General features: G+C 63.5%; 21 protein-coding genes and 1 tRNA gene. 9 read left to right on the top strand and 13 right to left on the bottom strand.

Annotated features, from left to right (window positions below):
• Entirely contained in the window at positions 1–1,404 is a 1,404-nt protein-coding gene (locus tag ACTTAG_RS18050) for a nodulation protein NodH (RefSeq protein ID WP_444463564.1), read from the top strand.
• Here ACTTAG_RS18050 and ACTTAG_RS18045 read toward each other — a convergent pair whose 3' ends face one another.
• From ACTTAG_RS18045 to ACTTAG_RS18010, 8 genes are all read right to left on the bottom strand, one after another.
• Positions 1,405–1,872, bottom strand: a complete 468-nt coding sequence (locus tag ACTTAG_RS18045) for a PTS sugar transporter subunit IIA (protein ID WP_444463563.1) — start codon at positions 1,870–1,872, stop codon at positions 1,405–1,407.
• A gap of 31 nt (positions 1,873–1,903) precedes the next feature.
• Positions 1,904–2,479: a ribosome hibernation-promoting factor, HPF/YfiA family gene (hpf, locus tag ACTTAG_RS18040; protein ID WP_444463562.1), complete on the bottom strand. Its 576-nt coding sequence runs from the start codon at positions 2,477–2,479 to the stop codon at positions 1,904–1,906.
• Between the two features lie 226 nt (positions 2,480–2,705).
• A complete protein-coding gene (gene lptB / locus ACTTAG_RS18035) occupies positions 2,706–3,464 on the bottom strand; it encodes an LPS export ABC transporter ATP-binding protein (protein ID WP_444463561.1) in 759 nt (252 codons plus the stop codon).
• Positions 3,461–3,946: a lipopolysaccharide transport periplasmic protein LptA gene (lptA, locus tag ACTTAG_RS18030; protein ID WP_444463560.1), complete on the bottom strand. Its 486-nt coding sequence runs from the start codon at positions 3,944–3,946 to the stop codon at positions 3,461–3,463. Before lptA ends, lptB begins: the two co-directional genes overlap by 4 nt.
• Positions 3,947–3,953: 7 nt before the next feature.
• On the bottom strand, positions 3,954–4,553 hold the full coding sequence (locus ACTTAG_RS18025) for a hypothetical protein (RefSeq protein WP_444463559.1): 600 nt from the start codon (positions 4,551–4,553) through the stop codon (positions 3,954–3,956).
• On the bottom strand, positions 4,553–5,509 hold the full coding sequence (locus ACTTAG_RS18020) for a KpsF/GutQ family sugar-phosphate isomerase (protein ID WP_444463558.1): 957 nt from the start codon (positions 5,507–5,509) through the stop codon (positions 4,553–4,555). Before ACTTAG_RS18020 ends, ACTTAG_RS18025 begins: the two co-directional genes overlap by 1 nt.
• Positions 5,490–6,104 carry a ribonuclease D gene (locus ACTTAG_RS18015; protein ID WP_444463557.1) on the bottom strand — a complete coding sequence of 205 codons (615 nt, stop codon included), beginning with the start codon at positions 6,102–6,104 and terminating at the stop codon, positions 5,490–5,492. The genes ACTTAG_RS18020 and ACTTAG_RS18015 overlap by 20 nt, the downstream gene beginning before the upstream one ends.
• 136 nt (positions 6,105–6,240) lie before the next feature.
• Positions 6,241–6,325, bottom strand: a tRNA-Leu gene (locus ACTTAG_RS18010).
• Positions 6,326–6,494: 169 nt separating this feature from the next.
• Between ACTTAG_RS18010 and ACTTAG_RS18005 the strand changes: the two genes are divergently transcribed.
• The 8 genes from ACTTAG_RS18005 (at position 6,495) to ACTTAG_RS17970 (ending at position 18,410) form a co-directional block, all read left to right on the top strand.
• Positions 6,495–7,478 (top strand): complex I NDUFA9 subunit family protein, encoded by a 984-nt coding sequence (locus tag ACTTAG_RS18005; protein WP_444463556.1) that lies wholly within the window; start codon positions 6,495–6,497, stop codon positions 7,476–7,478.
• A 3-nt stretch (positions 7,479–7,481) separates the two neighbouring features.
• Positions 7,482–8,276: an undecaprenyl-diphosphate phosphatase gene (locus tag ACTTAG_RS18000; RefSeq protein ID WP_444463555.1), complete on the top strand. Its 795-nt coding sequence runs from the start codon at positions 7,482–7,484 to the stop codon at positions 8,274–8,276.
• A 213-nt stretch (positions 8,277–8,489) separates the two neighbouring features.
• Positions 8,490–9,923: an NAD(P)-dependent oxidoreductase gene (locus ACTTAG_RS17995; protein ID WP_444463554.1), complete on the top strand. Its 1,434-nt coding sequence runs from the start codon at positions 8,490–8,492 to the stop codon at positions 9,921–9,923.
• A gap of 26 nt (positions 9,924–9,949) precedes the next feature.
• A complete protein-coding gene (locus ACTTAG_RS17990) occupies positions 9,950–10,687 on the top strand; it encodes a hypothetical protein (RefSeq protein WP_444463553.1) in 738 nt (245 codons plus the stop codon).
• The gene (gltB, locus tag ACTTAG_RS17985; protein ID WP_444463552.1) at positions 10,684–15,222 is read left to right on the top strand and encodes a glutamate synthase large subunit; all 4,539 of its coding nucleotides are present in this window, start codon (positions 10,684–10,686) and stop codon (positions 15,220–15,222) included. The genes ACTTAG_RS17990 and gltB overlap by 4 nt, the downstream gene beginning before the upstream one ends.
• A 99-nt stretch (positions 15,223–15,321) precedes the next feature.
• Positions 15,322–16,071 carry a monofunctional biosynthetic peptidoglycan transglycosylase gene (gene mtgA / locus ACTTAG_RS17980; protein WP_444463551.1) on the top strand — a complete coding sequence of 250 codons (750 nt, stop codon included), beginning with the start codon at positions 15,322–15,324 and terminating at the stop codon, positions 16,069–16,071.
• Positions 16,072–16,176: 105 nt separating this feature from the next.
• Complete coding sequence (locus ACTTAG_RS17975; protein ID WP_444463550.1) at positions 16,177–16,548, top strand: hypothetical protein; 372 nt, start codon at positions 16,177–16,179, stop codon at positions 16,546–16,548.
• A gap of 35 nt (positions 16,549–16,583) precedes the next feature.
• Positions 16,584–18,410, top strand: coding sequence for a M10 family metallopeptidase C-terminal domain-containing protein (locus ACTTAG_RS17970; RefSeq protein WP_444463549.1), 1,827 nt, complete (start codon positions 16,584–16,586; stop codon positions 18,408–18,410).
• 42 nt (positions 18,411–18,452) lie between these two features.
• On the opposite strand, the gene ACTTAG_RS17965 is transcribed toward ACTTAG_RS17970, so the two are convergent.
• The 5 genes from ACTTAG_RS17965 to ACTTAG_RS17945 all read right to left on the bottom strand — a co-directional run bounded on the left by ACTTAG_RS17965 (position 18,453) and on the right by ACTTAG_RS17945 (position 24,506).
• Entirely contained in the window at positions 18,453–19,508 is a 1,056-nt protein-coding gene (locus tag ACTTAG_RS17965) for a hypothetical protein (protein WP_444463548.1), read from the bottom strand.
• 72 nt (positions 19,509–19,580) lie between these two features.
• Complete coding sequence (locus tag ACTTAG_RS17960; protein ID WP_444463547.1) at positions 19,581–20,315, bottom strand: sulfotransferase family 2 domain-containing protein; 735 nt, start codon at positions 20,313–20,315, stop codon at positions 19,581–19,583.
• Positions 20,316–20,423: 108 nt separating this feature from the next.
• Positions 20,424–21,395 (bottom strand): NAD-dependent epimerase/dehydratase family protein, encoded by a 972-nt coding sequence (locus tag ACTTAG_RS17955; protein ID WP_444463546.1) that lies wholly within the window; start codon positions 21,393–21,395, stop codon positions 20,424–20,426.
• A gap of 9 nt (positions 21,396–21,404) precedes the next feature.
• On the bottom strand, positions 21,405–22,583 hold the full coding sequence (gene glf, locus ACTTAG_RS17950) for a UDP-galactopyranose mutase (protein WP_444463545.1): 1,179 nt from the start codon (positions 22,581–22,583) through the stop codon (positions 21,405–21,407).
• Between the two features lie 21 nt (positions 22,584–22,604).
• The gene (locus tag ACTTAG_RS17945) at positions 22,605–24,506 is read right to left on the bottom strand and encodes a DUF4422 domain-containing protein (protein WP_444463544.1); all 1,902 of its coding nucleotides are present in this window, start codon (positions 24,504–24,506) and stop codon (positions 22,605–22,607) included.
• Positions 24,507–24,776 lie beyond the last annotated feature (270 nt).

Raw genomic sequence — 24,776 nt, 5'->3', positions numbered from 1 at the left:
ATGAGCCGGTTTGATTGCTTTGTCGTCTTTGCCGAAATGCGCACGGGCTCGAACCTGCTGGAAGCCGCGCTGAACGACCTGCCCGGCGTCACCTGCCACGGCGAGGCCTTCAACCCCGCGCTGATCGGCTATCCGAAAAAGACCGAGTTGCTGGGCATCCCCCGCGAAGCCCGCGATGCCGATCCGATGGCGCTTTGGGCGCGGATCAAGGCGGCCGAGGGGCTGAACGGCTGCCGCTTCTTTCACGACCACGATCCGCGCGTGCTGCCCGCGATGCTGGAAGATCCGCGCTGCGCCAAGATCGTGCTGACCCGCAATCCGGCCGAAAGCTATGTCAGCCTGAAGCTGGCGCGGGCGACCGGGCAATGGCGATTGGGCGATGCGAAACACCGCAAGGACACGCCGCAAGCGGAGTTCGACCCCGCCGAGTTCGAGGCCCATCTGCAGACCCTGCAAGAGTTCCAGATCAGGTTGATGCGGGGGCTGCAGACCTCGGGGCAGACCGCCTTCTACATTGATTACGAAGACGCGCAGGATCTGGCGGTGCTGAACGGTCTGGCCGATTGGCTGGGGGTCTCGGGGCGGCTTGCGGCGCTGCCCGCGAGCCTTGTGGTGCAAAACCCCGAGCCGCTGGAGGAAAAGGTGGCGAATTTCCCGGCGATGGCGGCGTCGCTGGCGAAGATCGACCGGTTCAACCTGTCGCGCACGCCGAATTTCGAGCCGCGCCGGGGCCCGGGTGTGCCCGGTTTCGTCGGCTGCGATGCCGGGCTTTTGTATCTGCCGATCCGGCCGGGGCTGGAGGCGCCGATCCGCGACTGGCTGGGGAAACTGGGTCCGCTGGAAAGTGATTTCTCGCAAAAGAGCTTGCGGCAGTGGAAGCGCAAGCATGTCGGCCACCGCAGTTTCACCGTTGTCCGCCATCCGCTTTTGCGCGCGCATCTGGCCTTTGCCGCGCTTCTGTCGCAAGACGGGATGATGGACACCCGCGAGGTGCTGCGCCGCAACTACAAGCTGCCGCTGCCGCCCGAGGGCAAGCCGATGGCCCCGCAGGACTGGGCGGCGGGGCTGCTGGCTTTCCTCGGCTGGCTGAAGACGAACCTGAACGCGCAGACAAGCCTTGGGGTGCATCCGCTCTGGGCCAGCCAATCGGCCAGCCTGCAGGGCATCGCGCAGTTTGCGCTGCCCGATCTGATCGCGCGGGAAGACCGCCTGCCCGAAGACCTTGCCGCGCTGGCGCAATCCGTCGGCGCCAAAGCCCCGGCCTTTGCGGCGCCGCAGGGCGATACCGCGCCGGTGAAGCTCGCCGATGTCTGGATGCCGGAATTGGAACAGGCCGCGGCGGAGACCTATTCCCGCGATTTCATGCAGTTCGGCCTTGGTCCGTGGAAACGGAAAAAGGGCTGATCAGGCCGCCTGAACGCCGCCCGTTGCCGCGGTCAGCACCGCATGCAGCGCCGCCGGATCGGAATTGGCGCGCAGTTTCGCGCAGGTCTCGACATTGCGCAGCGTCCGCGACACCAGCGCCAAGGCCTTCAGATGCTCGACGCCCGAATCCTTGGGCGCGAACAGCGCAAAGACCAGATCGACCGGCAGCCGGTCCACCGCGTCGAAATCGAGCGGCTTTTCCAGACGCAGGAACACGCCCACCACCGATTTCAGCCCGTGCAGACGCGCATGCGGCAGGGCCACGCCATGACCGACGCCGGTCGGCCCCAGCATCTCGCGTTCCTGCAGCGCATCCACGGTCTGGATCGCATCCAGCCCGTAGGCTGAATGCGCGATTTCGGAAAGGTCCTGAAACAGGCGCTTCTTGCTCGTGACATTGGTCAACACCTTGACCGCCGCCGGTTTGAGCAGGGTGGAAAGATCCATCTGTCCTTTTTCCGCGCCCATCGTCGAACGCTCACTTGATGTTGCGGGGATCGATCCAGCCGACGTTGCCATCGTCCCGCCGGTAGACCACGTTGACCCCGCCGTGTTTCTCGTTGCGGAAGACCAGAAGCGGCTTCGTCGACAGTTCCATCTGCATCACCGCCTCGCCGACCGAGATCGTGGGGACTTTCGTCTCCATCTCGGCGACGATCACCGGCGCCAGGCTGTCGCCATCGGCTTCCGTCTCGTCATCTTCCGCGGCGAGCACATACAGGCCCGCGGCATCGAATTCAACCGGCGTCACGCGTTCGCGGTGATGGTCTTTCAGGCGGCGTTTGTGACGGCGCAGCTGCTTGTCCATCTTTTCGCGGCAGGCCTCGAAGGCGGCATAGACCTCGCCCGCACGGCCCGCGGCCGAGGCGGTCAGGCCGGTGGACAGGTGCACGGTGATTTCGCAGACATATTCATGCGAGGTCCGCGAAAAAACCACGGTCGCATCGGTGGGTCGCTGCATGTATTTGTCGACCGTTTCCCCCAATTCGGTCTTCACATGGGTTTGCAGGGCTTCGCCAACGTCGAGCTGTTTTCCGCTGATCTGATAACGCATGGCTTCTCCTTCACGTCATTGTCCCGCGACCGGAATGCTCTGTCCGGGGCGCGAGGTGGTTGAACTCTTCTTTGAAACCGGGGAGGTCGAACCCCAAATCCGATCAGGGCCGGGAATCGGGCCGAACAGGAAACGGGGCGAGGGTGCGTTGGTGCACATACCCCGTATTTGGGAACGGAACCGCGGGGCTGTCAACTGCCCGCGCGCATCCTTTGTGAAACCTTTGTTACTGAATGCGGAAATTCTCGCCAAGGTAGACGCGACGGACGTTTTCGTCCTGCACCACCTCTTCGGTGCGGCCCGACATCAGCACGCGGCCATCGTGAAGGATATAAGCCCGATCGACGATTTCCAGCGTTTCCCGGACGTTGTGATCGGTGATCAGAACGCCGATGCCGCGTTCCTTCAGATGCGACACCAGAGCGCGGATTTCCGCCACCGCAATCGGGTCCACCCCTGCAAAGGGTTCATCCAGAAGCAGATATTTCGGGTCAGCCGCCAGACAGCGGGCAATTTCGACCCGCCGCCGCTCGCCCCCCGACAGCGCCAGCGCGGGGGCCTGCCGCAGATGGGTGATGGCGAAATCGCCGAGCAGTTCTTCCAGCCGTTCGCGGCGGTGGTGCGGATCGGCGACGGCGATTTCCAGCACCGCCATGATGTTCTGTTCCACCGTCAGGCCGCGAAAGATCGAGGCCTCCTGCGGCAGATAGCCGATGCCCAGCCGCGCGCGGCGATACATCGGCAGCCCGGTCGCCTCTATGCCGTCGATGCTGACCCGCCCGGCATCGGGCATCACCAGACCGGCAATGGTGTAAAAACAGGTGGTCTTGCCGGAGCCGTTCGGACCGAGCAGCGCCACCACCTCGCCGCGATCGAGCCGCAGCGAGACATCGCGCAGCACCAGCCGTTTGCGATAGCTCTTGCGCAGGCTGGAGACATCCAGCCCGGTCAGGCTTTCGGTCGCAATCGGTTGCGCCGCGGTCATGGGGTGCCCCCCGGTTGCAGGATCGTGCGCACGCGCCCGTCCATCCGCCCGGTGCCGGTCTTCAGGTCGATCGTCATGCGCTGGCCCGAGAGCACGTTCTGCCCCTGCGTCAAAAGCACGTCGCCGGTCAGCTCGACCGAGCCCGCCGCAACTTCATAGATGGCATCCCGCGCCTCGGCCGCGTCCTTGTCCGAGACCAGCGTCACGCCCCCCGGGGCATGCAGCTTCGCGATCTTGCTGCGGTCGGCGCCATATTCGACCTCGACCCGTTCCGCCTTCAGCCGCATCGGCCCCTGCACGATCAGCACATTGCCGGTAAAGACCGCAGAGCCATCGGCCTGATGGACGGACAGGCTGTCGGCGGTCACCTCGACCTGGGCGGTGGTGTCGGTGCGCAGGACGGGAAAGGCGACCTCTTGCGCCGATGCCGCCCCGAGGCCAAGGGCGAAGGTCAGACCGGCAAGAACAAAGCGGAAGCGCATCGGAACCTCATTTCTGCGGTTGATATATCAGCTTCACGCCGCCGTTGAAGACCAGATCGGAGCCGGTCGCGGCATTCTTGCGGTCGATCTGCATCTGCCCCGCGTGCAGCGTGCCGAAGGGGGCTTCGGCCGCGATGGCGCCGGGGGCGGTGATCGCGGTGCGGTCGGTGGCCATCTCCACCCGTTCGGTCGCAATCCGGTAGCCCGAGGAGGTCTGCACCGCCACGCCGTCCGACAGGCTGATCTGCCCCGCGGCGGGGTCGATCCGGCCGGTCTTGGCGCGCAGGTCGGTGACGACGCCGGTGCCTTCTTCAAGCCGGGCGATGATCTTGCTGGCCGAGGCGCCATGGCCCGCAGGGTCCGGGGCGGCGGTGGCGGCCTGCACGGTCAGCGCCGCGCCGTCTTCGGTGATGCCGGAAAATTCGGGCGCGGTCAGGCGCTGTTCACGGGCGAGCGTGGTGACATCGACCTTGGAATAGATCGCCGCCGTCGTCGGATCGACCTTGCCGGAAAACAGGAACAGTGTCGAAAGCAGCATCAGCGCGCTGAGCGGCAGGACGATTTTCGCCCAATGCACCAGCGCGGTATGGCGGCTCTCGGCGGTCATCACACCACCCCGGCGCGCAGGCAGTCGTGGATATGCAGGATGCCGACCGGCTTGCCGTCCTCGACGGCAAACAGACAGGTGATCTTGCATTCGTTCATCACCGCCACGGCGGCTTCGGCCAGCGCGGTGGGGGCGATGGTGCGCGGCGTGCGGGTCATCACCTCGGCCACGCTGCGCGACAAAAGCCCGTCCATGTGACGGCGCAAGTCGCCATCGGTGACGATGCCGATCAGCCGCCCCTCGGCATCGGTGACGCCGACGACGCCGAAGCCCTTCTGGCTGATGATCAAAAGCGCTTCGGGCATGGCGGTCGTCGCAGCGACAAGCGGCATGTCTTCATGCATCAGATCCGCGACTTTCGAGAGTTTCGCCCCCAGCTTGCCGCCGGGGTGGAAGGTGCGGAAATGCTCAGGCGTGAACTGGCGATGTTCCATCAGCGCGACCGCCAGCGCATCGCCAAGCGCCAGCGTCATCGTGGTGGAGGTGGTGGGCACGACGCCGGTGCCGCAAGCCTCGGTGGCCTGCGGCAGCACCAGCGCCACATCGGCCTGACGAAGCAGGGTCGAATCGGGCCGCGCGGCAACGCCGATCAGCGGAATGGAAAAGCGCCGCGTATGGGCGATGAGATCCGCCAGCTCGGGCGTCTCGCCCGAATTCGAGAGCACCAGCGCCACATCGTCCCGCGTGACCATGCCCAGATCGCCGTGGCTCGCCTCGGCCGGATGGACGAATTGCGCGGGCGTGCCCGTGCTGGCCAAGGTCGCCGCGATCTTGCGCGCGATATGACCCGACTTGCCCATGCCCGAAACGATCACCCGGCCGCGCGCGGACAGGATCATCTGCACCGCCGCGCCAAAGGCGCCATTCAGGCTTTCGGCCAGCGCCGTCAGCCCGGCGATCTCGATTTCGATGACGCGCCGGGCGGTATTGGCGAAATCAGTGGTGGAAGATGTCATTCGGTTCCTCCCAGCCCATCAGGTCCAGCCGGGCCCGGGCGGGCAGGAAGTCGAAACAGGCCTGCGCCAGCTCGGTCCGGCCCTCGCGGGCGAGCCGGGTCACCAGCGCCGCTTTCAGCTGGTGCAGGTAAAGCACGTCGGAGGCGGCATAATCGAGCTGCGCCGCGGTCAGCTCGGACGCGCCCCAATCCGAGGTCTGCTGCTGCTTCGACACATCGACGCCCACGAGATCGGCGAGCAGATATTTCAGCCCGTGCCGGTCGGTGAAGGTGCGCACCATCTTGGAGGCGATCTTGGTGCAGAACACCGGCGCGGTCACCACGCCGAAGGCATTGTAAAGGGCGGCAATGTCGAAGCGGGCGAAATGGAACAGTTTTTCCACCTTCGGATCGGCGAGCATGGCGCACAGCCGCGGCGCTTCGGTTTGTCCCTTGGCGATCTGCACCAGATGCGCATGGCCGTCGCCCGAGGACATCTGCACGAGGCACAGCCGGTCGCGGCGCGGATCAAGCCCCATGGTCTCGGTGTCGATGGCGACGACGGGGCCAAGATCAAGCCCCTCGGGCAGGTCGTTATGGTGCAGATGGATGGTCACGGGCAGTCCTTTCACCGGTTTGCGCCGGTATAACGGCATCGGCCGCGCTTTTCCACGGCCCGCAGATCACCGGATGATCAAAACGAAAACCCCCGCCGAAGCGGGGGTCTTTCATCCGGTGGTAAGCCGGAAGAAATGGTGCCCAGAAGAGGACTCGAACCTCCACGCCTTGCGGCACTGGTACCTGAAACCAGCGCGTCTACCAATTCCGCCATCTGGGCGATGTCGTGGGGCGGGATTTAGCCGGGCCCGCAGGGAGTGTCAACAGGGGTTTGCAAGAAAAATTTGACCGACCTGTCAGTTGTTCTACCCTCTGACCACGCGGGGCTTGTTTGACCGGGGTCCTGCGGCTAAATCAGTGCACGACGGTATGCAATGAGGGCGGAAACGATGTCGAAGCTTGTCACCATCTATGGCGGTTCGGGATTCGTGGGGCGTTACATTGCCCGACGCATGGCGAAAGAGGGCTGGCGCGTCCGCGTCGCCGTGCGCCGCCCGAACGAGGCGCTGTTCGTCAAACCCTATGGCGCCGTGGGTCAGGTCGAACCCTTTTTCTGCAACATCCGCGACGATGCCTCGGTGCGCACCGCCATGCAGGGCGCCGATGCGGTGGTGAACTGCGTCGGCATTCTGGTGAACGAGGGCCGCAACACCTTCATGGATGTGCAGGCCGATGGCGCCGGGCGGATTGCCCGCATCGCCGCCGAACTGGGGGTGTCGCGGCTGGTTCACATTTCCGCGATCGGCGCCGACAACGAATCGGACAGCGCCTATTCCCGCACCAAGGGCTGGGGCGAGCTTGCGGTGCTGAAATCCTTCCCCAAGGCGGTGATCCTGCGCCCCTCGGTGATCTTCGGCCCCGAGGACGGCTTCTTCAACCGCTTCGCCGCAATGGCGAAATTCGGCCCGCTGCTGCCGATCACCGCGCCTTTGACGAAATTCCAGCCGGTCTATGTCGATGACGTCGCCGCCGCGGCGGTGCAGGGCATTCTGGGTCAGGCCGAGGGCACCTATGAGCTGGGCGGCCCCGATGTCGAAACCTTCGAGGATCTGATGAAACAGATGCTGAAGGTGATCGGGCGCAAGAATATCGTGGTCGGTTTGCCGCAGGTCGTTGCCCGCACCACCGCGGCGCTGGGCGACACCGTGCAATGGCTGACCGGCGGGCTGATCACCAACCGCATCCTGACCAGCGACCAGCTGAAGAACCTTGGCCGTCACAATGTCGTTTCGAAGACGGCGAAAACCTTTGCCGATCTGGGGCTGACGCCGACGCCGATGGCGGCGGTGCTGCCCGATTATCTCTGGCGCTTCCGCCCGCATGGGCAGTATGAGGCGATTCAGGCTTCGGCGAAGAATTTGAAAAAGGTGTAAGTCTTGTCCTATCTGGCTGATGTCGCGTTGGGGGTGATCGAGGGGATCACGGAATTTCTGCCGATTTCCTCCACCGGGCATCTGCTTTTGGCGCAGCACTGGCTGGGGGCGCGGTCGGACACCTACAACATCGCGATTCAGGCGGGCGCCATTCTGGCGGTGACGCTGATCTACTGGCGGCGGATCACCGGGCTGTTCCTGGGTCTCGATCGGCCGGAGAACCGCGACTATCTGATCAAGCTGGCCGTGGCCTTCGGGATCACCGCCGTTCTGGGGGTGGTGGTCAAGAAGCTGGGCTTCGAGCTGCCCGAAACGGTGATGCCGATCGCCTGGGCGCTGGTTCTGGGCGGGATCTGGATGATTGCCGCCGAATGGCTGGCGGGCAAGAAACCCGATTGCGCCGAGATCACCCTGCGCGTCGCCATCGCCGTGGGGGTGGCGCAGATCATCGCCGGGGTGTTTCCGGGCACCTCGCGTTCGGGTGCGACGATCTTCATCGCGATGCTGATGGGCACATCGAACCGGGCTGCGGCGACGGAATTCGCCTTCCTTGTCGGCATTCCGACGATGTTTGCCGCGACCGGCTACGAATTGCTCGGCCAATTGGGCGAGGGCGCCGATGGCGAAGACTGGATCTCGCTGGGTATCGGCTTCGTCGTCTCGACCCTTACCGCCTTTGTCGCGGTGAAATGGCTGCTGGGTTATATCCAGACCCATCGCTTCACCTTCTTCGCCTGGTATCGGATCGTCTTTGGCGGTCTTCTGCTGGCGCTGGGCGCTGCGGGCATCGTCGCCTGATTTTTCCTGTCGCGAATCACCCTTTTCCGAACAAGGCTCTGTCCGGTTTTTGCGCATAGGTAAGCAAGACTGCCGCATAATTCGCCCGCTCGGCGGCATCTTGTCCGGCTTGCGACGATAAATCCCCTAATTACGGCAGCTTTGCTGACTTTTATTTTGCCCGGGACCGGTGTAGGAAGTCCTCCCGAATTGAACCCAGTGGGAGGCGCAGCCATGGCTCAGCAACGCATGCTCAAATTCGTCACGACGGCGAAAGAGACGCCGGAAAAACGCGATGCCAGCGCGCGCACCCATGACTTCGACGAGATCTACGCCGAATTCGCCGATGCGAAGGCGGCGGAACAGGCGGGGCGCTGCAGCCAATGCGGCGTGCCCTATTGCCACGCGCATTGCCCGCTGCACAACAACATCCCCGACTGGCTGCGCCTGACCGCCGAGGGCCGTCTGGAAGAGGCCTATCAGGTCAGCCAGACCACCAACACCTTCCCGGAAATCTGCGGCCGCATCTGCCCGCAGGACCGTCTGTGCGAAGGCAATTGCGTGATCGAGAACTCTGGCCATGGCACCGTGACCATCGGCGCGATCGAGAAATACATCACCGACACCGCCTGGGAACGCGGCTGGGTCAAGCCGATTGCCCCCGCCATCGAGCGGCCGGAATCGGTCGGCATCATCGGCGCCGGTCCCGGGGGCCTTGCCGCCGCCGACGTGCTGCGCCGGGCGGGGGTGCAGGTCACCGTCTATGACCGCAACGACCGCGCGGGCGGTCTGCTGACCTATGGCATCCCCGGCTTCAAGCTGGAAAAGGACGTGGTGATGCAGCGCGTCCGCCAGCTGGAACAGGGCGGCGTCGAATTCGTGTTGAGCTGCAATGTCGGCACCGACATTTCCTTTGACGCGATCCGCGGCAAGCATGATGCGGTATTGATCGCGACCGGCGTTTACAAGACCCGGGCGCTGACCGATCCGGGCGCCGACGCCAAGGGGATCGTGCGCGCCATCGACTATCTGACCGCCTCGAACAAGAAGAGCTTCGGCGATGACGTGGCCGAGTTCGACAATGGCACGCTGAACGCCACCGGCAAGCGCGTGCTGGTGATCGGCGGCGGCGACACGGCGATGGACTGCGTGCGCACGGCGATTCGGCAGGGCGCGACCTCGGTCAAATGCCTCTATCGCCGCGACCGGGCCAACATGCCGGGCAGCCAGCGCGAAGTGACCAATGCCGAGGAAGAAGGCGCGGAATTCGTCTGGCTTGCGGCGCCGAAGGCGTTTTCCGGCAATCCGGTCGACAGCGTCACCGTGCAGCGCATGCGTCTGGGCGCCCCCGACGCCTCGGGCCGTCAAAGCCCCGAGCCGATCGAGGGCGGCATCTATGAAGAACCCGCCGATCTGGTGATCACCGCGCTCGGCTTCGAGCCCGAGGACCTGCCCGCGATGTGGAATGTCTCGGCGCTCGAAACCACGCGCTGGGGCACGGTCAAGGCGAGCTTCGGCACCCATGCGACCAGCCTGCCCGGCGTCTATGCTGTGGGCGACATCGTGCGTGGGGCCTCGCTGGTCGTCTGGGCGATCCGCGATGGCCGCGAGGCCGGGGCAGAGATGGTGAAATACCTCGACGGCGCCGGTCGCGTCGCCGCCGAGTGATCCGCAATCCGCGAAAGGACAAAGCCATGCTTCGGCATTGGGCAGGTCTTGGGGGCATTTGGGCCGGGATCGGGGGGCTTCTATGCGCCCTTCCCGCGGCTGCAGAGCCGAAATTCACCCCGCCGCCGGGCTGCACGCTGACGACCACGGTGCAAATGCATTCTTGTCAGGTGGCGAATTACTACCGCTGCGCGGGCGATGCCCCGGGCGACCAATGGGTTTCGGTGGCCGATGGCGCGGGCGAATTCTTCGTCAGCCGCACCGATGTGGAAACCCGCTGGGTGGAATCGATCAGCCTGCAGGATGGCACGGTGGAAAAGCTGGACGCGGCAGGGTCAAAGGACAATGCCTCGTTCAGCACGCTTCTGGCCACGGGGCGCGACGATTACGACTTCATCACCCGCACGAACACCGGGCAGGTGCAGCGCTTCAAGGGCTTCGACCAGCTGACCGGCGCGCGCACCACCATCGACGGCGTGCCGCTGGAACGCTGCGCCTTCGAAATGACGATCGAGGACGAGGCCGGCAACACCGTCGCCACCCGCAAGGGGATGCAGGTGATCAGCCGGCAGATGCGCGTCTTCTTTGCCGAGACCGAGACCTATGAAAACGGCTTCGGCGACCGCGTCACCACGACCGAAGGGCCGGTGACCTTCGCCTTCCCCGGCGACGCCGACTTTGCCGCCGCCACACCGCAATATGACTGCGACATGATGATGACCGATCTGTCGCTTGACCATCCCTCGAAGGAGGCCTTGAGATGACGAACTACGACGAAGCCTGGGTTGCCGCCGAGGAAGCCAAGCGCAAGTGGATGGACGAAAACGCCCTCTACAAGGCCGAGGACGAGCATTCGTCCTGCGGCGTGGGGCTTGTTGTGGCGCTGGATGGCAAGGCCAGCCGCAAGGTCGTGGCCTCGGGCATCGACGCGCTGAAGGCGATCTGGCACCGCGGTGCCGTGGATGCCGACGGCAAGACCGGCGACGGCGCGGGCATCCATGTGCAGATCCCGGTTCCGTTCTTTTATGACCAGATCCGCCGCACCGGGCACGAGCCCGACATGGAAAAGCGCATCGCCGTCGGGCAGATCTTCCTGCCGCGGACCGATTTCGGCGCGCAGGAACGCTGCCGCACCATCGTCGAATCCGAAGTGCTGCGGATGGGCCATTACATCTACGGCTGGCGCCATGTGCCGGTGAACACCGGCGTTCTGGGCGACAAGGCCAATGCGACCCGTCCCGAGATCGAACAGATCCTGATCCGCTGCGAAAAGGACATCGACGACGAGACCTTTGAACGCGAGCTTTACGTGATCCGCCGCCGGATCGAGAAAGCCGCCATCGCCGCGCAGATCGCGGGGCTTTACATCTGTTCGCTGTCCTGCCGCTCGATCATCTACAAGGGCATGATGCTGGCCGAACAGGTGGCGGAATTCTACCCCGACCTGAAGGACGACCGCTTTGAATCGGCCTTCGCGATCTATCACCAGCGCTATTCGACCAACACCTTCCCGCAATGGTGGCTGGCGCAACCCTTCCGCATGCTTGCCCATAACGGCGAGATCAACACGATCAAGGGCAACATCAACTGGATGAAAAGCCACGAGATCCGCATGGCCTCGACCGCCTTTGGCGACGCGGCCGAGGATATCAAGCCGATCATCCCGGCCGGTGTCTCGGATTCGGGTGCGCTCGATGCGGTGTTCGAAGTGATGGTGCGCTCGGGCCGCTCGGCGCCGATGACGAAAACCATGCTGGTGCCGGAAGCCTGGTCGAAAGCCACGACCGACATGCCGAAGGCCTGGCAGCACATGTATGCCTATTGCAACTCGGTGATGGAGCCCTGGGACGGTCCGGCCGCCTTGGCGATGACCGATGGCCGCTGGGTCTGCGGCGGGCTGGACCGCAACGGCCTGCGTCCGATGCGCTATGTGGTGACGGGCGACGGCATGCTGATCGCCGGGTCGGAAGCCGGGATGGTGCCGGTCGATGAGATGAACGTGCGCGAAAAAGGCGCGCTCGGGCCGGGGCAGATGATCGCCGTCGACATGCGCGAGGGCAAGCTCTACCACGACAAGGACATCAAGAACCGTCTGGCGAACAGCCAGCCCTTCGGTGAATGGGTCGAGAAGGTCGTCGATCTGAACGCCATCCTGCGCGACGTGCCGGAGAAAGCCGTCTACACCGGCGCCGATCTGCGCAAGCGCCAGATCGCGGCGGGCTATTCGGTCGAGGAACTGGAAAACATCCTCGCGCCGATGGCCGAGGACGGCAAGGAAGCCGTGGCCTCGATGGGCGACGACACCCCGCCCGCGGTGCTCTCGAAGCAATACCGCCCGCTGAGCCATTTCTTCCGGCAGAACTTCTCTCAGGTCACGAACCCGCCGATCGACAGCTTGCGCGAAAGCCGGGTGATGTCGCTGAAAACGCGCTTTGGCAACCTGAAGAACGTGCTGGATGAAGACGGCTCGCAGACCGACATCTGGATCCTTGAAAGCCCCTTCATCGCGAACACCGAATTCAACGTGATGATGAAGACCTTCGGCGCGAAAGTGGCGCAGATCGACTGCACCTTCCCGGCCGGGGCCGATCAGGAAGCCCTGCGCGAAGGCTTGGAGCGCATCCGCGCCGAGGCCGAGGATGCCGTGCGCTCGGGCGCGTCGCACCTTGTGCTGACCGACGAGCATCAAAGCCCGTCCAAAGTCGCGATGCCGATGATCCTCGCCACGTCGGCGGTGCATTCCTGGCTGACCCGCAAGGGCCTGCGGACCTTCACCTCGATCAACGTGCGCTCGGCCGAATGCATCGACAGCCATTACTTCGCCGTGCTGATCGGCTCGGGTGCGACGACGGTGAACCCCTATCTGGCGCAGGACAGCATTGCCGACCGGATCGAACGCGGTCTGCTGGACGGCACGCTCGAAGATGCGCTGCGCCGCTATCGCGATGCGATCGACGCCGGGCTTTTGAAGATCATGTCGAAGATGGGGATCTCGATCATCTCGTCTTACCGCGGCGGTCTGAACTTCGAAGCCGTGGGGCTGAGCCGCGCCATGGTCGCCGAATATTTCCCGGGCATGCAAAGCCGGATCTCGGGGATCGGTCTGCACGGCATCCAGCACAAGCTGGAACAGGTGCATGGCAAGGGCTGGCTGGGCGGTCAGGACGTGCTGCCGATCGGCGGTTTCTACAAGGCGCGCAAAACCGGCGAGAAACACGCCTGGGAAGCGCAGACCATGCACATGCTGCAAGCGGCCTGTGACCGGTCGAGCTTCGATCTGTGGAAGCAATATTCCGCGATGATGCGGGCCAATCCGCCGATCCACATCCGCGATCTGCTCGACATCAAGCCCTTGGGCCGTCCGGTGCCGATCGAGGAAGTCGAAAGCATCACCGCGATCCGCAAGCGCTTTGTCACCCCGGGCATGTCGCTCGGCGCGCTTTCGCCCGAGGCGCACAAGCTTCTCAACGTCGCGATGAACCGCATCGGCGCCAAGTCCGACAGTGGCGAAGGCGGCGAGGATCCGGCGCATTTCGTGCCCGAACCGAACGGCGACAACCCGTCGGCGAAGATCAAGCAGGTGGCCTCGGGGCGCTTTGGCGTCACCGCCGAATATCTGAACGCCTGCGAAGAGCTTGAGATCAAGGTGGCCCAGGGCGCCAAACCCGGCGAGGGCGGCCAGCTTCCGGGCATGAAGGTGACCGAACTGATCGCGCGGCTGCGGCATTCGACCAAGGGCGTGACGCTGATCTCGCCGCCGCCGCACCATGACATCTATTCGATCGAAGACCTGGCGCAGCTGATCTATGACCTCAAGCAGATCAACCCGCGCGCCAAGGTGACGGTGAAGCTGGTGGCCTCGTCGGGCGTCGGCACGATTGCGGCCGGGGTGGCCAAGGCGAAGGCCGACATCATCCTGATCTCGGGTCACAATGGCGGCACCGGGGCCAGCCCCGCGACCTCGATCAAATACGCCGGTCTGCCCTGGGAGATGGGTCTGACCGAGGCGCATCAGGTTCTGGCGATGAACAACCTGCGCGAGCGGGTGACCCTGCGCACCGATGGCGGTCTGCGCACCGGCCGCGACATCGTGATGGCGGCGATGATGGGGGCCGAGGAATACGGCATCGGCACCGCCGCGCTGATCGCGATGGGCTGCATCATGGTGCGTCAGTGCCAGTCGAACACCTGCCCGGTGGGCGTCTGCACGCAGGACCCGAAACTGCGCGCCAAATTCACCGGCACGGCGGACAAGGTGGTGAACCTGATCACCTTCTATGCGCAGGAAGTGCGGGAACTTCTGGCCTCGATCGGCGCGCGGTCGATGGATGAAATCATCGGCCGGGCGGATCTCTTGACGCAGGTGAACCGCGGTTCTGCCCACCTGGACGACCTCGACCTGAACCCGCTGCTGATCACCGTCGATGGCTGGGACAAGATCGTCTATGATCGATCGAAACCGCGCAACTTCGTGCCCGACACGCTGGATGCCGAGATCATCAAGGATGGTCACCGCTTCTTCGAGGACGGCGAGAAGATGCAGCTGTCCTATGCCGTGCGCAACACTTTGCGCACGATCGGGACGCGGGCTTCAAGCCACATCGTCAAGAACTTCGGGATGCGCAACGCGCTGCAGCCCGACCATCTGACGGTGAAGCTGACCGGGTCCTGCGGGCAGTCGCTGGGCGCTTTCGCGGCGCAGGGGCTGAAGCTGGAGGTCTCGGGCGATGCCAACGACTATGTCGGCAAGGGGCTTTCGGGCGGCATCATCGTCGTGCGCCCGCCGATGTCCTCGCCCCTGACCGCGGCCGAGAACACGATCATCGGCAACACCGTGCTTTATGGTGCGACCGACGGCTATCTGTTCGCGGCGGGCCGGGCGGGCGAACGCTTTGCCGTGCGCAACTCGGGCGCCAAGGTCGTGGTCGAGGGCTGCGGCTCGAACGGCTGCGAATACATGACCGGCGGCGTTGCGGTGATCCTTGGCCGGATCGGTGCGAACTTCGGCGCGGGCATGACCGGCGGCATGGCCTATCTGTATGACCCGGAGAATGTGGCCGAGGATTACATGAACCTTGAAAGCCTTGTGACCTGCGGTCTGGGCCATCCGTATTGGGAAGCGCAGCTGAAGGGCCTGATCGAGCGGCACGCCGCCGAGACCGACTCGGCCAAGGCGAAGGCGATCTTGTCGAACTGGGAGGCCGAGCGGAAGAACTTCCTGCAGGTCTGCCCGAAGGAAATGCTGGTGCATCTGCCGCATCCGCTGAGCGACGAGCCGAAGGCGGTTCCGGCCGAGTGATCCCTTGGCCGCGTGAAACGGGGGCGGGGCTTCGCGGCCCCGCCCTTTCCTTTTGCGGCGCGGCTTGACCGGGTCCCCGCCGACATGACAGATGGCGCCATGGCCGCAGCAAAGAAGAAACCGATCAGGCAAGCGAAGGCTCCGGGGCGTCTTGCGGCTCTGGCGGCCCTGCTGCGCGCGCCGTTCCGGTTTGCCGCGGCATGGGCGCTGCGACTCGGGCTGGCGGGTCTGGCCGCCTATCTGGCGCTGATCGTGGTCTTCGACTTTCTCAACCCGCCGACGACGCTGACGATGCTGAGCGAACGGGCGCGGCTGGGCAAGCTGGATCAGGAATGGACCGATTTCGAGGATATCGCCCCGGTGATGGCGCGGTCGGTCGTGGCGGCCGAGGATGCGAATTTCTGCACCCATTGGGGCTTCGACATGGGGGCGATCCGACAGGCGATCGACCAGGGGGCCAATCGCGGCGCCTCGACGCTGTCGCAACAGGTGACGAAGAATGTCTTCCTGTGGCAGGGGCGCAGCTGGCTGCGCAAGGCGCTTGAAGCGCTTCTGACGCCGGCGGTCGAGGCGGTCTGGACCAAGCGGCGGATTCTGGAAGTCTATCTGAATGTTGCGGAATTCGGCGAGGGCGTGTTCGGCGTCAATGCCGCCGCTTTCCATTATTTCCGCACCACCCCGGCGAAACTGACGCCCCGGCAGGCGGCGCTCTTGGCCGCGGTGCTGCCCGATCCCAAGGATCGCAACGCCGCCCGGCCCTCGCGTTATGTGTCGAAACGGGCCAATCAGATCGCCGATGGTGCCGCCACGATCAAGGCCGATGGCCGCGCCGATTGCTTCAGCAAGTGACCCCGGCCCGGCCTGAGAAGGACGGGATGGACAGGACTGCCCCCTCGGGGGTAGGCTTGCCGCATGGTGGTAAAGCTTTTGCAAACGATCGGGAGGGTTCTGGCGATGTCGGGAGCCGCTCTTGCCCCCGTCCCGGGGCGTGCTGACCCGGGGCTTTCGCTGGGCTGTCAGCCGCAGACGGCCGAGGTCGCCGAGGTCTGTCGGCTGATGCGGGAGGTGATCGTGGCGGCAACGCCCGGTCGCCCTGTCCAGATGATCGACGCGGAGCTTTTCCCCGAGACGACGATGGCCGTTCGGCTGCATGTCGAGCGGCTGAAGAAAGATGCGATCGCCGTCCATCTGGAATGGCGACGGCCGGGGGCGGCGTGGCAGCGCGACGAGACCCGTGTTTTGAATGTGATGGATCGCGATTTGAGCGCGCCGATGATTGCGCGGTTTTTCGAGACTGTTTGGGGCGAAAGCCCGGCGGGGAAATAGCGGTCATCGACCGGATTACGGAAAGGAATGAACAGATGACACGACACGTCAGTGAGCCCCTGCGGGGCGCCCTTTCGGCACCGATCTATGCGGTGATCACCGAAACAGCGGATGCCGGTGCGGGGACCGCCACCGGCTACACGATGTCGGTGGGCGACTCGTTCGTCGGCTCGATCGGCGCCTCGGGCGATCATGACGGCGTGCGGGTCCGTCTTGTCGCGGGCCAGACCTATCAGTTCAATCTGGACGGATCCACGCTGACCGACCCCGTTCTGACGCTTTACGATGCCAATGGCGTAGTCCAGGCCCGGAATGACGATTACAACGGGTTCGATTCGCAGATCATCTTCACGGCGACGACGACGGGCTACTATTACCTTGATGCCGCGGGCTACAGCACCCGCACCGGCACCTACACGCTGACGGCGATCACGGCCCCGACCCCGACGGTGCCCGATCCGGGCAGCATCAGCGAACTGGCCGATTTTCTGGTGAACGGCTACTGGGTGGGCGATGGCGAACAGGCGCGCAGCTTCGACACCACCGCCAACAACGTCATCACCGTTGATCTGCACAACCTGACGGCGGCCGGGCAGCAACTGGCGCGCTGGGCGCTGGAGGCCTGGGAAGCGGTCGCCGATCTTGTCTTCGTCGAAACCACCGGCGTTGCCGATATCGAATTCGACGATTCCGATTCGGGCGCCTATTCGAGTTCGTCGACGACCGGCACCACGATCAACAGCTCTTCCGTGAATGTCGGCACCGGCTGGCTCTCCAGCTATGGCACCACGATGGATACCTACAGCCTGCAGACCTACATCCACGAGATCGGGCACGCGCTGGGTCTGGGCCATCAGGGCGGCTACAACGGCTCGGCCGATTTCCCCACCGATGCCACTTTCGGCAATGACAGCTGGCACCTGTCGATCATGTCCTATTTCGACCAGACGCAGAACTGGACCAGCGGTGCCTCCTATGCCTATGTCATGTCGGCGATGATGGCCGATATCGTTGCCATCCAGTCGATGTATGGCGCCTCGACCAGCAGTTCGGGCAATACGGTCTATGGCCGGAATTCGAATGTCGGCGGCTATCTGGAAACCCTGTTCGACAGTCTCGTGGCCGGGACCTCCTCGACCTATTCCGGCGAGCCGGTGACGATGACGATCTGGGATTCGGGCGGGCGTGACACCATTGACGTCAGCTACTCGAACCTCAATCAGGTGCTCAACCTTGGTGCGGGCACGTTCTCGAACATTGCCGGTCTGATCGGCAACCTCGGCATCGCCATTGGCACCCGGATCGAGAACGGCACCACCGGCGGCGGCAGCGACCTGATCATCGGCAATGCCGTTGGAAACACGCTGCGATCCGGGGCGGGCAACGACACGCTGCGCGGCGCGGCGGGCAATGACACGCTGGATGGCTCGACCGGCAACGACTGGCTGCGCGGCGATGCCGGGGCGGATCGGCTTGTGGCGGGGGTGGGCAACGACACTCTGGAAGGCGGCGCCGGGGTCGATACGCTGTTCGGCGGCGCGGGCCGGGACGCGTTCGTGTTCAACACCGCGGTGACCGCCGCCAATGCCGACATCGTTTCCGATTTCGTCGTCGCCGATGACACGATCCGGCTGGACCGCTCGTTCTTCACGGCGCTTTCGGTCGGTGCGCTGAGCGCGAGTGCCTTCACCAAGAACGCCTCGGGTCAGGCGACGGATGCGCTGGATCGGATCATCTATGAAACCGACACCGGCAAGATCTGGTATGACGCCGATGGCAAGGGAGGCGCCGCCCGGATGCTGGTGGCGACGCTGGACACCGGGCTGGGCATGACCCACGCCGATTTCGTCGTGATCGCCTGAGACCAGAGACGCCGCGCCAATCAAAAGCTGGCGCGGCGTGCCTCAGGAAAAGTAGGCCCGTCGAATGGCCGCCTCGACGGGCTTGAGTGTGGCGCCATCCTCCAGGACGGCCTCGCACTGGAAGAACTGGTTTGCCAGCGGCACCAGAGCGGGCGGCAAGTTGCCGATTACCCTTGCCGCCTGTGCGATCTGCTCCTGGCTCCAGGGCGCGGGCTGGTCGGGAAGATCATCGAAACGCTCCGAATAGCTGTCGCCATAGGTCTTGACCAGCCAGGCGATGCCGCTTTCGACCCGGTCACGGTCCAGTTCGGATTTTGTCAGGGAAAACCGCGGCCCGGAGATGGCGGAAACGATCCGTATATCGGCTTCCCGGCGCAGCTTGTTCATCCTCCCCGAGGTCACGGTCGGCGCGAAGTGGTTCAAATGACCTGCGAACCGGGCGGCATTGTCGCTCCAGCTTTCGTTGGCGGCCCGTTTTTCGGGCTGGAGGGACACGTCGATCCCAAGCTGTTCGAGCAGGAAAGCGGTCGGACCGCGCGGATGCGAGACAGCCTCCTTGAAGTTGAAGAACTGGGCCTGCGGAAAGACGGACGAGATCCGACGCACCGTCGGGGCGGGGGCGCGTTCATAGATGATCCGCATCGGCGCCCCGGACTTGACCGATTGCTGCGCGAAACTGACCAGAAAGGCGAGTGTCGGACGCAGGAAGCAGACCACCCGAAGGTCGGCGTCCAGCGCGGCGAAGCGGTCACGGATCGTCGCCATTTCCTCGCTGTTCATCAGGGAAATCGTCTCGGCCGACAGGATCACCGTGTCTTCCGGCCCGTTCAGCGCCGTCAGAAGTTCCTGTTCGGCCCGTGCCTTTTCCGCCGCCAGATCAAGACCCTTCTTGGCATGAACGTGATGCATCGTCGGGCTGCGCGAGAACAGGTAGTTCACCGCCAATCCGTGGTTGGGCAGGTCTTTTCCGTTCAGGGTGAAGGACGCAAAGCGGACCCCGGCCCGAGAGAGCAGGTCACGGTTTTCCGCGAGCGTGTTCTGGATGGAGGTCGTGGCCGTCTTGGCCATGCCGACATGCAGGATGACTTTCTTTTTCACAGGCATATTCCCTTGGTAAGGGCCAGGAGGTCGAGCAAAACAGTCTTCCTGCGCCAAAACCCGAACGTGTCTTCAGGCTTCTTTGCCGGTCATGCCCTCAAAAGGCGACGCGATCCCATGACGGTTCATCAACTCGAAATCCGCCGCATACCGTTTGCGAACGTGCTCATACAGGCGCGAATCGAAGAAGCAATTCTGCGGCGGAAATTGACCTGCCACTTGTCGGAAGATCCCGATCCGGTCTCCCTCCACATTGCTCAAGTTGCGATCCAGCACGAGCGAGGAGGCCGTTGCATGCGGTTTGAAATCCCGAAGCGGGATATTCTTCAAGACGGGATGCGCATTCCATTCGTCGCTCAGATTCTTGAAATTCAGGACGATGGTCGGCGCTATTCCGCCAAGGTGATGGGTTTGGCTCTGCCAATGCTGGTCAAGGACATCATCTTCGCGCGCCGAAACGAACTGGATGAATTCCCGGAACGTAATGGAATGCCCGGGCGAGGGCCGATCCTGCTTTCTCTGGTTCCGCCAAACGGTGTCGAGCAAGGCCCCTGCGAACGGCTCCCGCTCGCTGGGCAGAACCAGCTTGTTCAGATATGCGGAGACAAGTCGTTCATACGGATCCCGAATGACCGCAAGGCAGGGCCAGTCGGAGGTGTCTTGATCCGTCGACCGAAACTGCCCATCAAACTGGTGCGGACTGCGATCCTGAACGACGGACCAGCCCAGAGAGTTGATGATCGTCGAACACGCGTTCTTGGGGATCTTGATATACTTGATCTTGTGTTCGGGAAAAAAGAGCAGCATCTCTCATCCTGTTGTTCTACGTTACCGTCCGATGCCTAACACGTTTCGCACGGGGTTAGGAACCCGCGCATCCAGTGTTTGGGCACCAATTGCCCGCAATCAATTTGGTCAGTTTTCCAAATCTGCGTTTTTCATCAATGTGCGCATCCACATCGCGGTGCGCTCGATCCCGGCCGAGAAGCTGGTGGCCGGATGCCAGCCCAGTTCGCGATGCGCCAGCGTGCAGTCCAGAACGCTGACCCGCACATCCATCGCCCGGCCGGGCAGGAATTGCGTCTCGACACTGGACCCGAGGTGTTCCTCGATCTCCTGCACGATCTCAAGCACGCTCAGCCCGCGGCCCTGACCGATGTTGAACAGCTGCTTGGTGCCGCGATAGCACAGCGCGGCATGAACGGCGTCGCAGACATCGCCCACATAAAGATAGTCGCGCACCGCCGAGCCGTCGCCGATGATCTCGATCGGCAGGTTGTTCAGCGCCCGCCACATGAAATTGGCGATCACTCCCTGCCCATCCGAATGCGGCTGATATTCGCCAAACGGGTTCGAAACCCGCAGGATCCGCGCCTCCAGCCCGTGCAGGCGGGTGAACATGGCGATGTATTTCTCGATCGCCAGCTTGGTTATGCCATAGGAAGATTTCGGCTCGGTCGAATGGCTTTCGGGCACGGGCACCATCTTGGCATCGCCATAGACCGTGCCGCCCGAGGAGACGAAGACAAACCGGATGCCGCCGCGCGCCACCATCTTTTCCAGCAGCCGGACGTTGGCGATCAGGTTCGAGGTGATGTCGAAGACGATGTCGGCATTGGAGGAGGCGGGCTTGGTCGTGGTGGCCAGTTGCACGCAGGCGTCGACCCCTTCCAGCGCGGCATCCAGCGAGGCCTCGTCCAGCATGTCGCCCTTGACCCATTCGACCAGCGGATGATCGACCAGCGCCGCGCCCTGCCGCGACAGGGCGCGCACGGCGATGCCGCGGTGGGCCAGGCTGGCCACAAGGTTGCGACCGATGAACCCCGAGGCGCCGATCACCAGACAGCGGCTCGGGGGGCTTTGAGCGATGGCGGAAGTCTGTGGCACGGCGGTCCCTCAGAGCGGAGAGGAGAAGAACGACGGAATCGGCTTAGCACGCTTGCGCAGATCGAGGAAAGCATCTGCGGCGTCCAAGGCCTCGGCGATGGTGACGTCCATGTCCATGTATTTGTAGGAGCCCAGCCGCCCTACGAAGCTGATGTTCGACTGCGCATTGGCCAGTTCGACATAGCGGGCCAGCATCGTCGTCTCGTTGACGAGGCGGATCGGGTAGTAGGGGATGTCGTCCCTGGTGGCGAAGCGGCTGTATTCGTGGAAGATGATCGTCTCTTCGAAGCGCTCGCGCGGAGTGAAGTGCTTGTGTTCGGTGATCCGGGTGAAGGGCACGCTTTCGTCGGGATAGCTCATCACCGCGCAGCCCTGATAGTCGCCCTTGTGCCAGCTCGCCTCGAAGTCGAGGGTTCGGTAGCCAAGCTGGCCCAGTTCATAGTCGAACCAGGCGTCGATCGGACCCGAGCAGAAGACGTGATCATAGCCCGCGCAATCGGCTTGCGTCATCTTGCGGCCAAGCGTCAGCCGGATGCCGGGATGGGTCAGGATGCGGGCGATCAGCGTGGTATAGCCCTCGTGCGGGATGCCCTGATGCCGGTGGTTGAAATAGTTGTCATCGTAATTGAAGCGCACCGGCAGGCGTTTGAGCACCGAGGCGGGAAGCTCGCTGGGATGCATGCCCCATTGCTTGATCGGATAACCCTTGAAGAAGGCCTCGTAGAGGTCGGGGCCAAGGAAGCGCAGGGCCTGATCCTGAAAGCTGCGCACCTCGGTAATGCTGTGATCGGCGCGTTCGGACAGGAAGGCCTCGGCCTCGGCGGGGTTGAAGGTCTTGCCGAAGAACTGGTTGATCGTCAAAAGGTTGATCGGCAGCGAAAAGACCCGCCCGCCGGTGGTGGCCTTCACCTGACAGATATAGGGGCGGAAGTCGGCGAAGCGGTTCACATAGTCCCAGACCCGGTCGTTGTCGGTGTGGAAGATGTGCGGGCCGTGGACATGCACCATGATCCCGGTGCGCGGGTCGGGTTCGGTGTAGCAATTGCCCGCGACATGGTCACGGCCCTCCACCACATCGACCTGAAACCCGGCCTCAGCCAATTCCCGTGCGATCACGGCACAGGTGAAGCCCGCGCCGATGCACAAAACCCGGCCCTGATAGTTGCCGTCGACCTCTGTCTTGATCATTCTGTCCGACATCCTGGCTGGTTACAAAAGGGCCCGTTTGACCCTGTCGGCCATGGGCCAGATCCGCGCCTTCACCGGCGCCGGCAGCATGTGCCAGAATCTGGAGCCCACCCGGTCCGCGGTTCTCTTCAGCTGCGTCGTCGCCGTGGATTTCATTGGCACCGCCGCCGCCGCCGCACGAGGCGCCGCATAGCGCTGGTCGAGGAAACCGAACAGGATCGTCTCATACCAGGGCGTCAGACGCAGATATTCCCAATAGTAATGCGACAGCGGGTTGAGCGTGTTCGACCACGGCTTGCCGATGCCGGCGAAATGCACGATCGCCGGATCTTTCATCGCATCGTCCAGCAAAAGCTTGTCATCGTCGCACAGCGCGGCCTGATGACGGGCGTCCATCCACAGCACGTTCCAGCGCGTGTCGAGGAATTTCACTTTGCCGAACAGATATTTGTTGAGAATGTCCTGATCGAGGAACCAGTAGATCTTTTCCGACAGATCCTTGATCGCCTTGGGGAAAAGGCCGGTTGCCCGCAGCGCCTTCAGGTCCATGACCAGCGTGCCGGCCTGGAAATAGCGGTCCTGGGCGGGCTTGCCGTCCACCGTCATGTCCAGATGCTCGGCGACGTAATCGGCGGATTTGAGGCCGCCGGTGGTGGCGATCGAGCGGACTTCCATCCGCGCGAAGGCGCGCATCACCAGATCGGGCACCGCCGCCACGAAGGCGCCCTCCAACTCGGTTTCGAACAGCGTCGAAATATCCGAGACGACGACCATGTCGGTGTCAAGAAACAGGATCCTGTCGCGGGATTTCAGCAGCTCCGGCAGGCTGAGGCGGAAAAAGGTCGCCCGCGAAAAATAGCTGTGAACCGGCAGATCGAGATGCTGGAAACGCATGTCGATGAAGGACAGCGTCGCATCGGATCTCAGCGTCAGCAGCTTGTTCAGCAAGCGGCGCTGGCCGCTGGCAATGCCGCCATCCAGCACGATGAAGTCGATGAAATACCGCGGGTCCGTGGTTTCAAGAACCGAGGCGATCAGCGTTCCCAGATGCGGCACATAGGCCGCATCGCAGGAGGCGACCAGGGTCATCACCGGCTTGTCGGTCACCGGCAGCGGCGGCTCGCTTGGTTCGGGGGCGGTGTTGGTCACGAAGACGCGGCGCAATTCCAGGATCTTGCGGTCGGGATGCAGCGCTTTCTGACCCAGCAGGAAGACCGTGAACAGCCGTTCGGCGATATAGCCGACCGCGCGGGCGGCCTGCCAGTTGCGGTCCGAGACGTCGATTTCCGCATCCAGACGTTCAAGGATCGGGAAGATCCAGGCGCAGTATTCCTCGAACACCGGCCGGGTGAACAGGAACATGTTGTTCGGATAGAGCTCCTTGCCCTTCATCATCGCCTTGAAATGGGGCGCATAGTCGGGCTGCAGCTCGGCCACGACCCGCTCGGCCAGTTCCAGATCCTCGATCTGATGATGCGGGGCGGTGCGGTAATGTTCGTAAAGGTCGGCCGGACCGGCATTGTTCACGTCGAAGGGCTCTGGCACGACCATGTCGTAACCGGCTGTGACGGCTTCGATATTCGCGCGCGTCAGGCCGAAATTGTCGATCAGGTCGGAATCCAGCGCCGGATGGACGATCATCCCGTGCACATTGATGTGTCGCGGACGGTGCGGCAGGAAATCGAAATAGCGGCGGTAATGCATGAAGCCGAGCACGTCGGAGTCAAGATCGTTCTTCCAGGCCCAGTAGATGCCGGTCATCTCGCAATAGGCGGGGTTGCGTGCCGAGATGTTGTCGCCGTCGTCGTCGCGCAGGATGCCAAGGTCGACCTTGCTGCCCGCGGCGCCGACCTGAATGGGTTTGATGATATCGCTTTCAAGAATTTTAGACTGCGAAAAGTAATTCACATAGATCGAAATCATTCCGGCTTCCTTCCTCTCCTGCGACCTTGTCGACGGTCTGTTCCGGACCCGGCCAGCCGTGCTGCCACACGACCCGCACCGGTTTCGGCTTTGTGCGAAAACGACTCGTTACCCGGCGTCCGGCATTCCGGTCGCGTCCGAGCCCCTCCTCCGAACCGCCTGTCGCTTCGTTGGTCCGCTCCGGGCGGGACCTTCGAGCCACTTTGCAAGGCTCCTTACAAGGCGGGGGCGCATGACGCAATAAAATCCACTCCGGCCAGAGGCCGCAAC

This window comes from Rhodobacter capsulatus (assembly GCF_052363185.1).
Lineage (GTDB): Bacteria > Pseudomonadota > Alphaproteobacteria > Rhodobacterales > Rhodobacteraceae > Rhodobacter > Rhodobacter capsulatus_E.
This window is presented reverse-complemented; position numbering and strand designations above follow the sequence as displayed.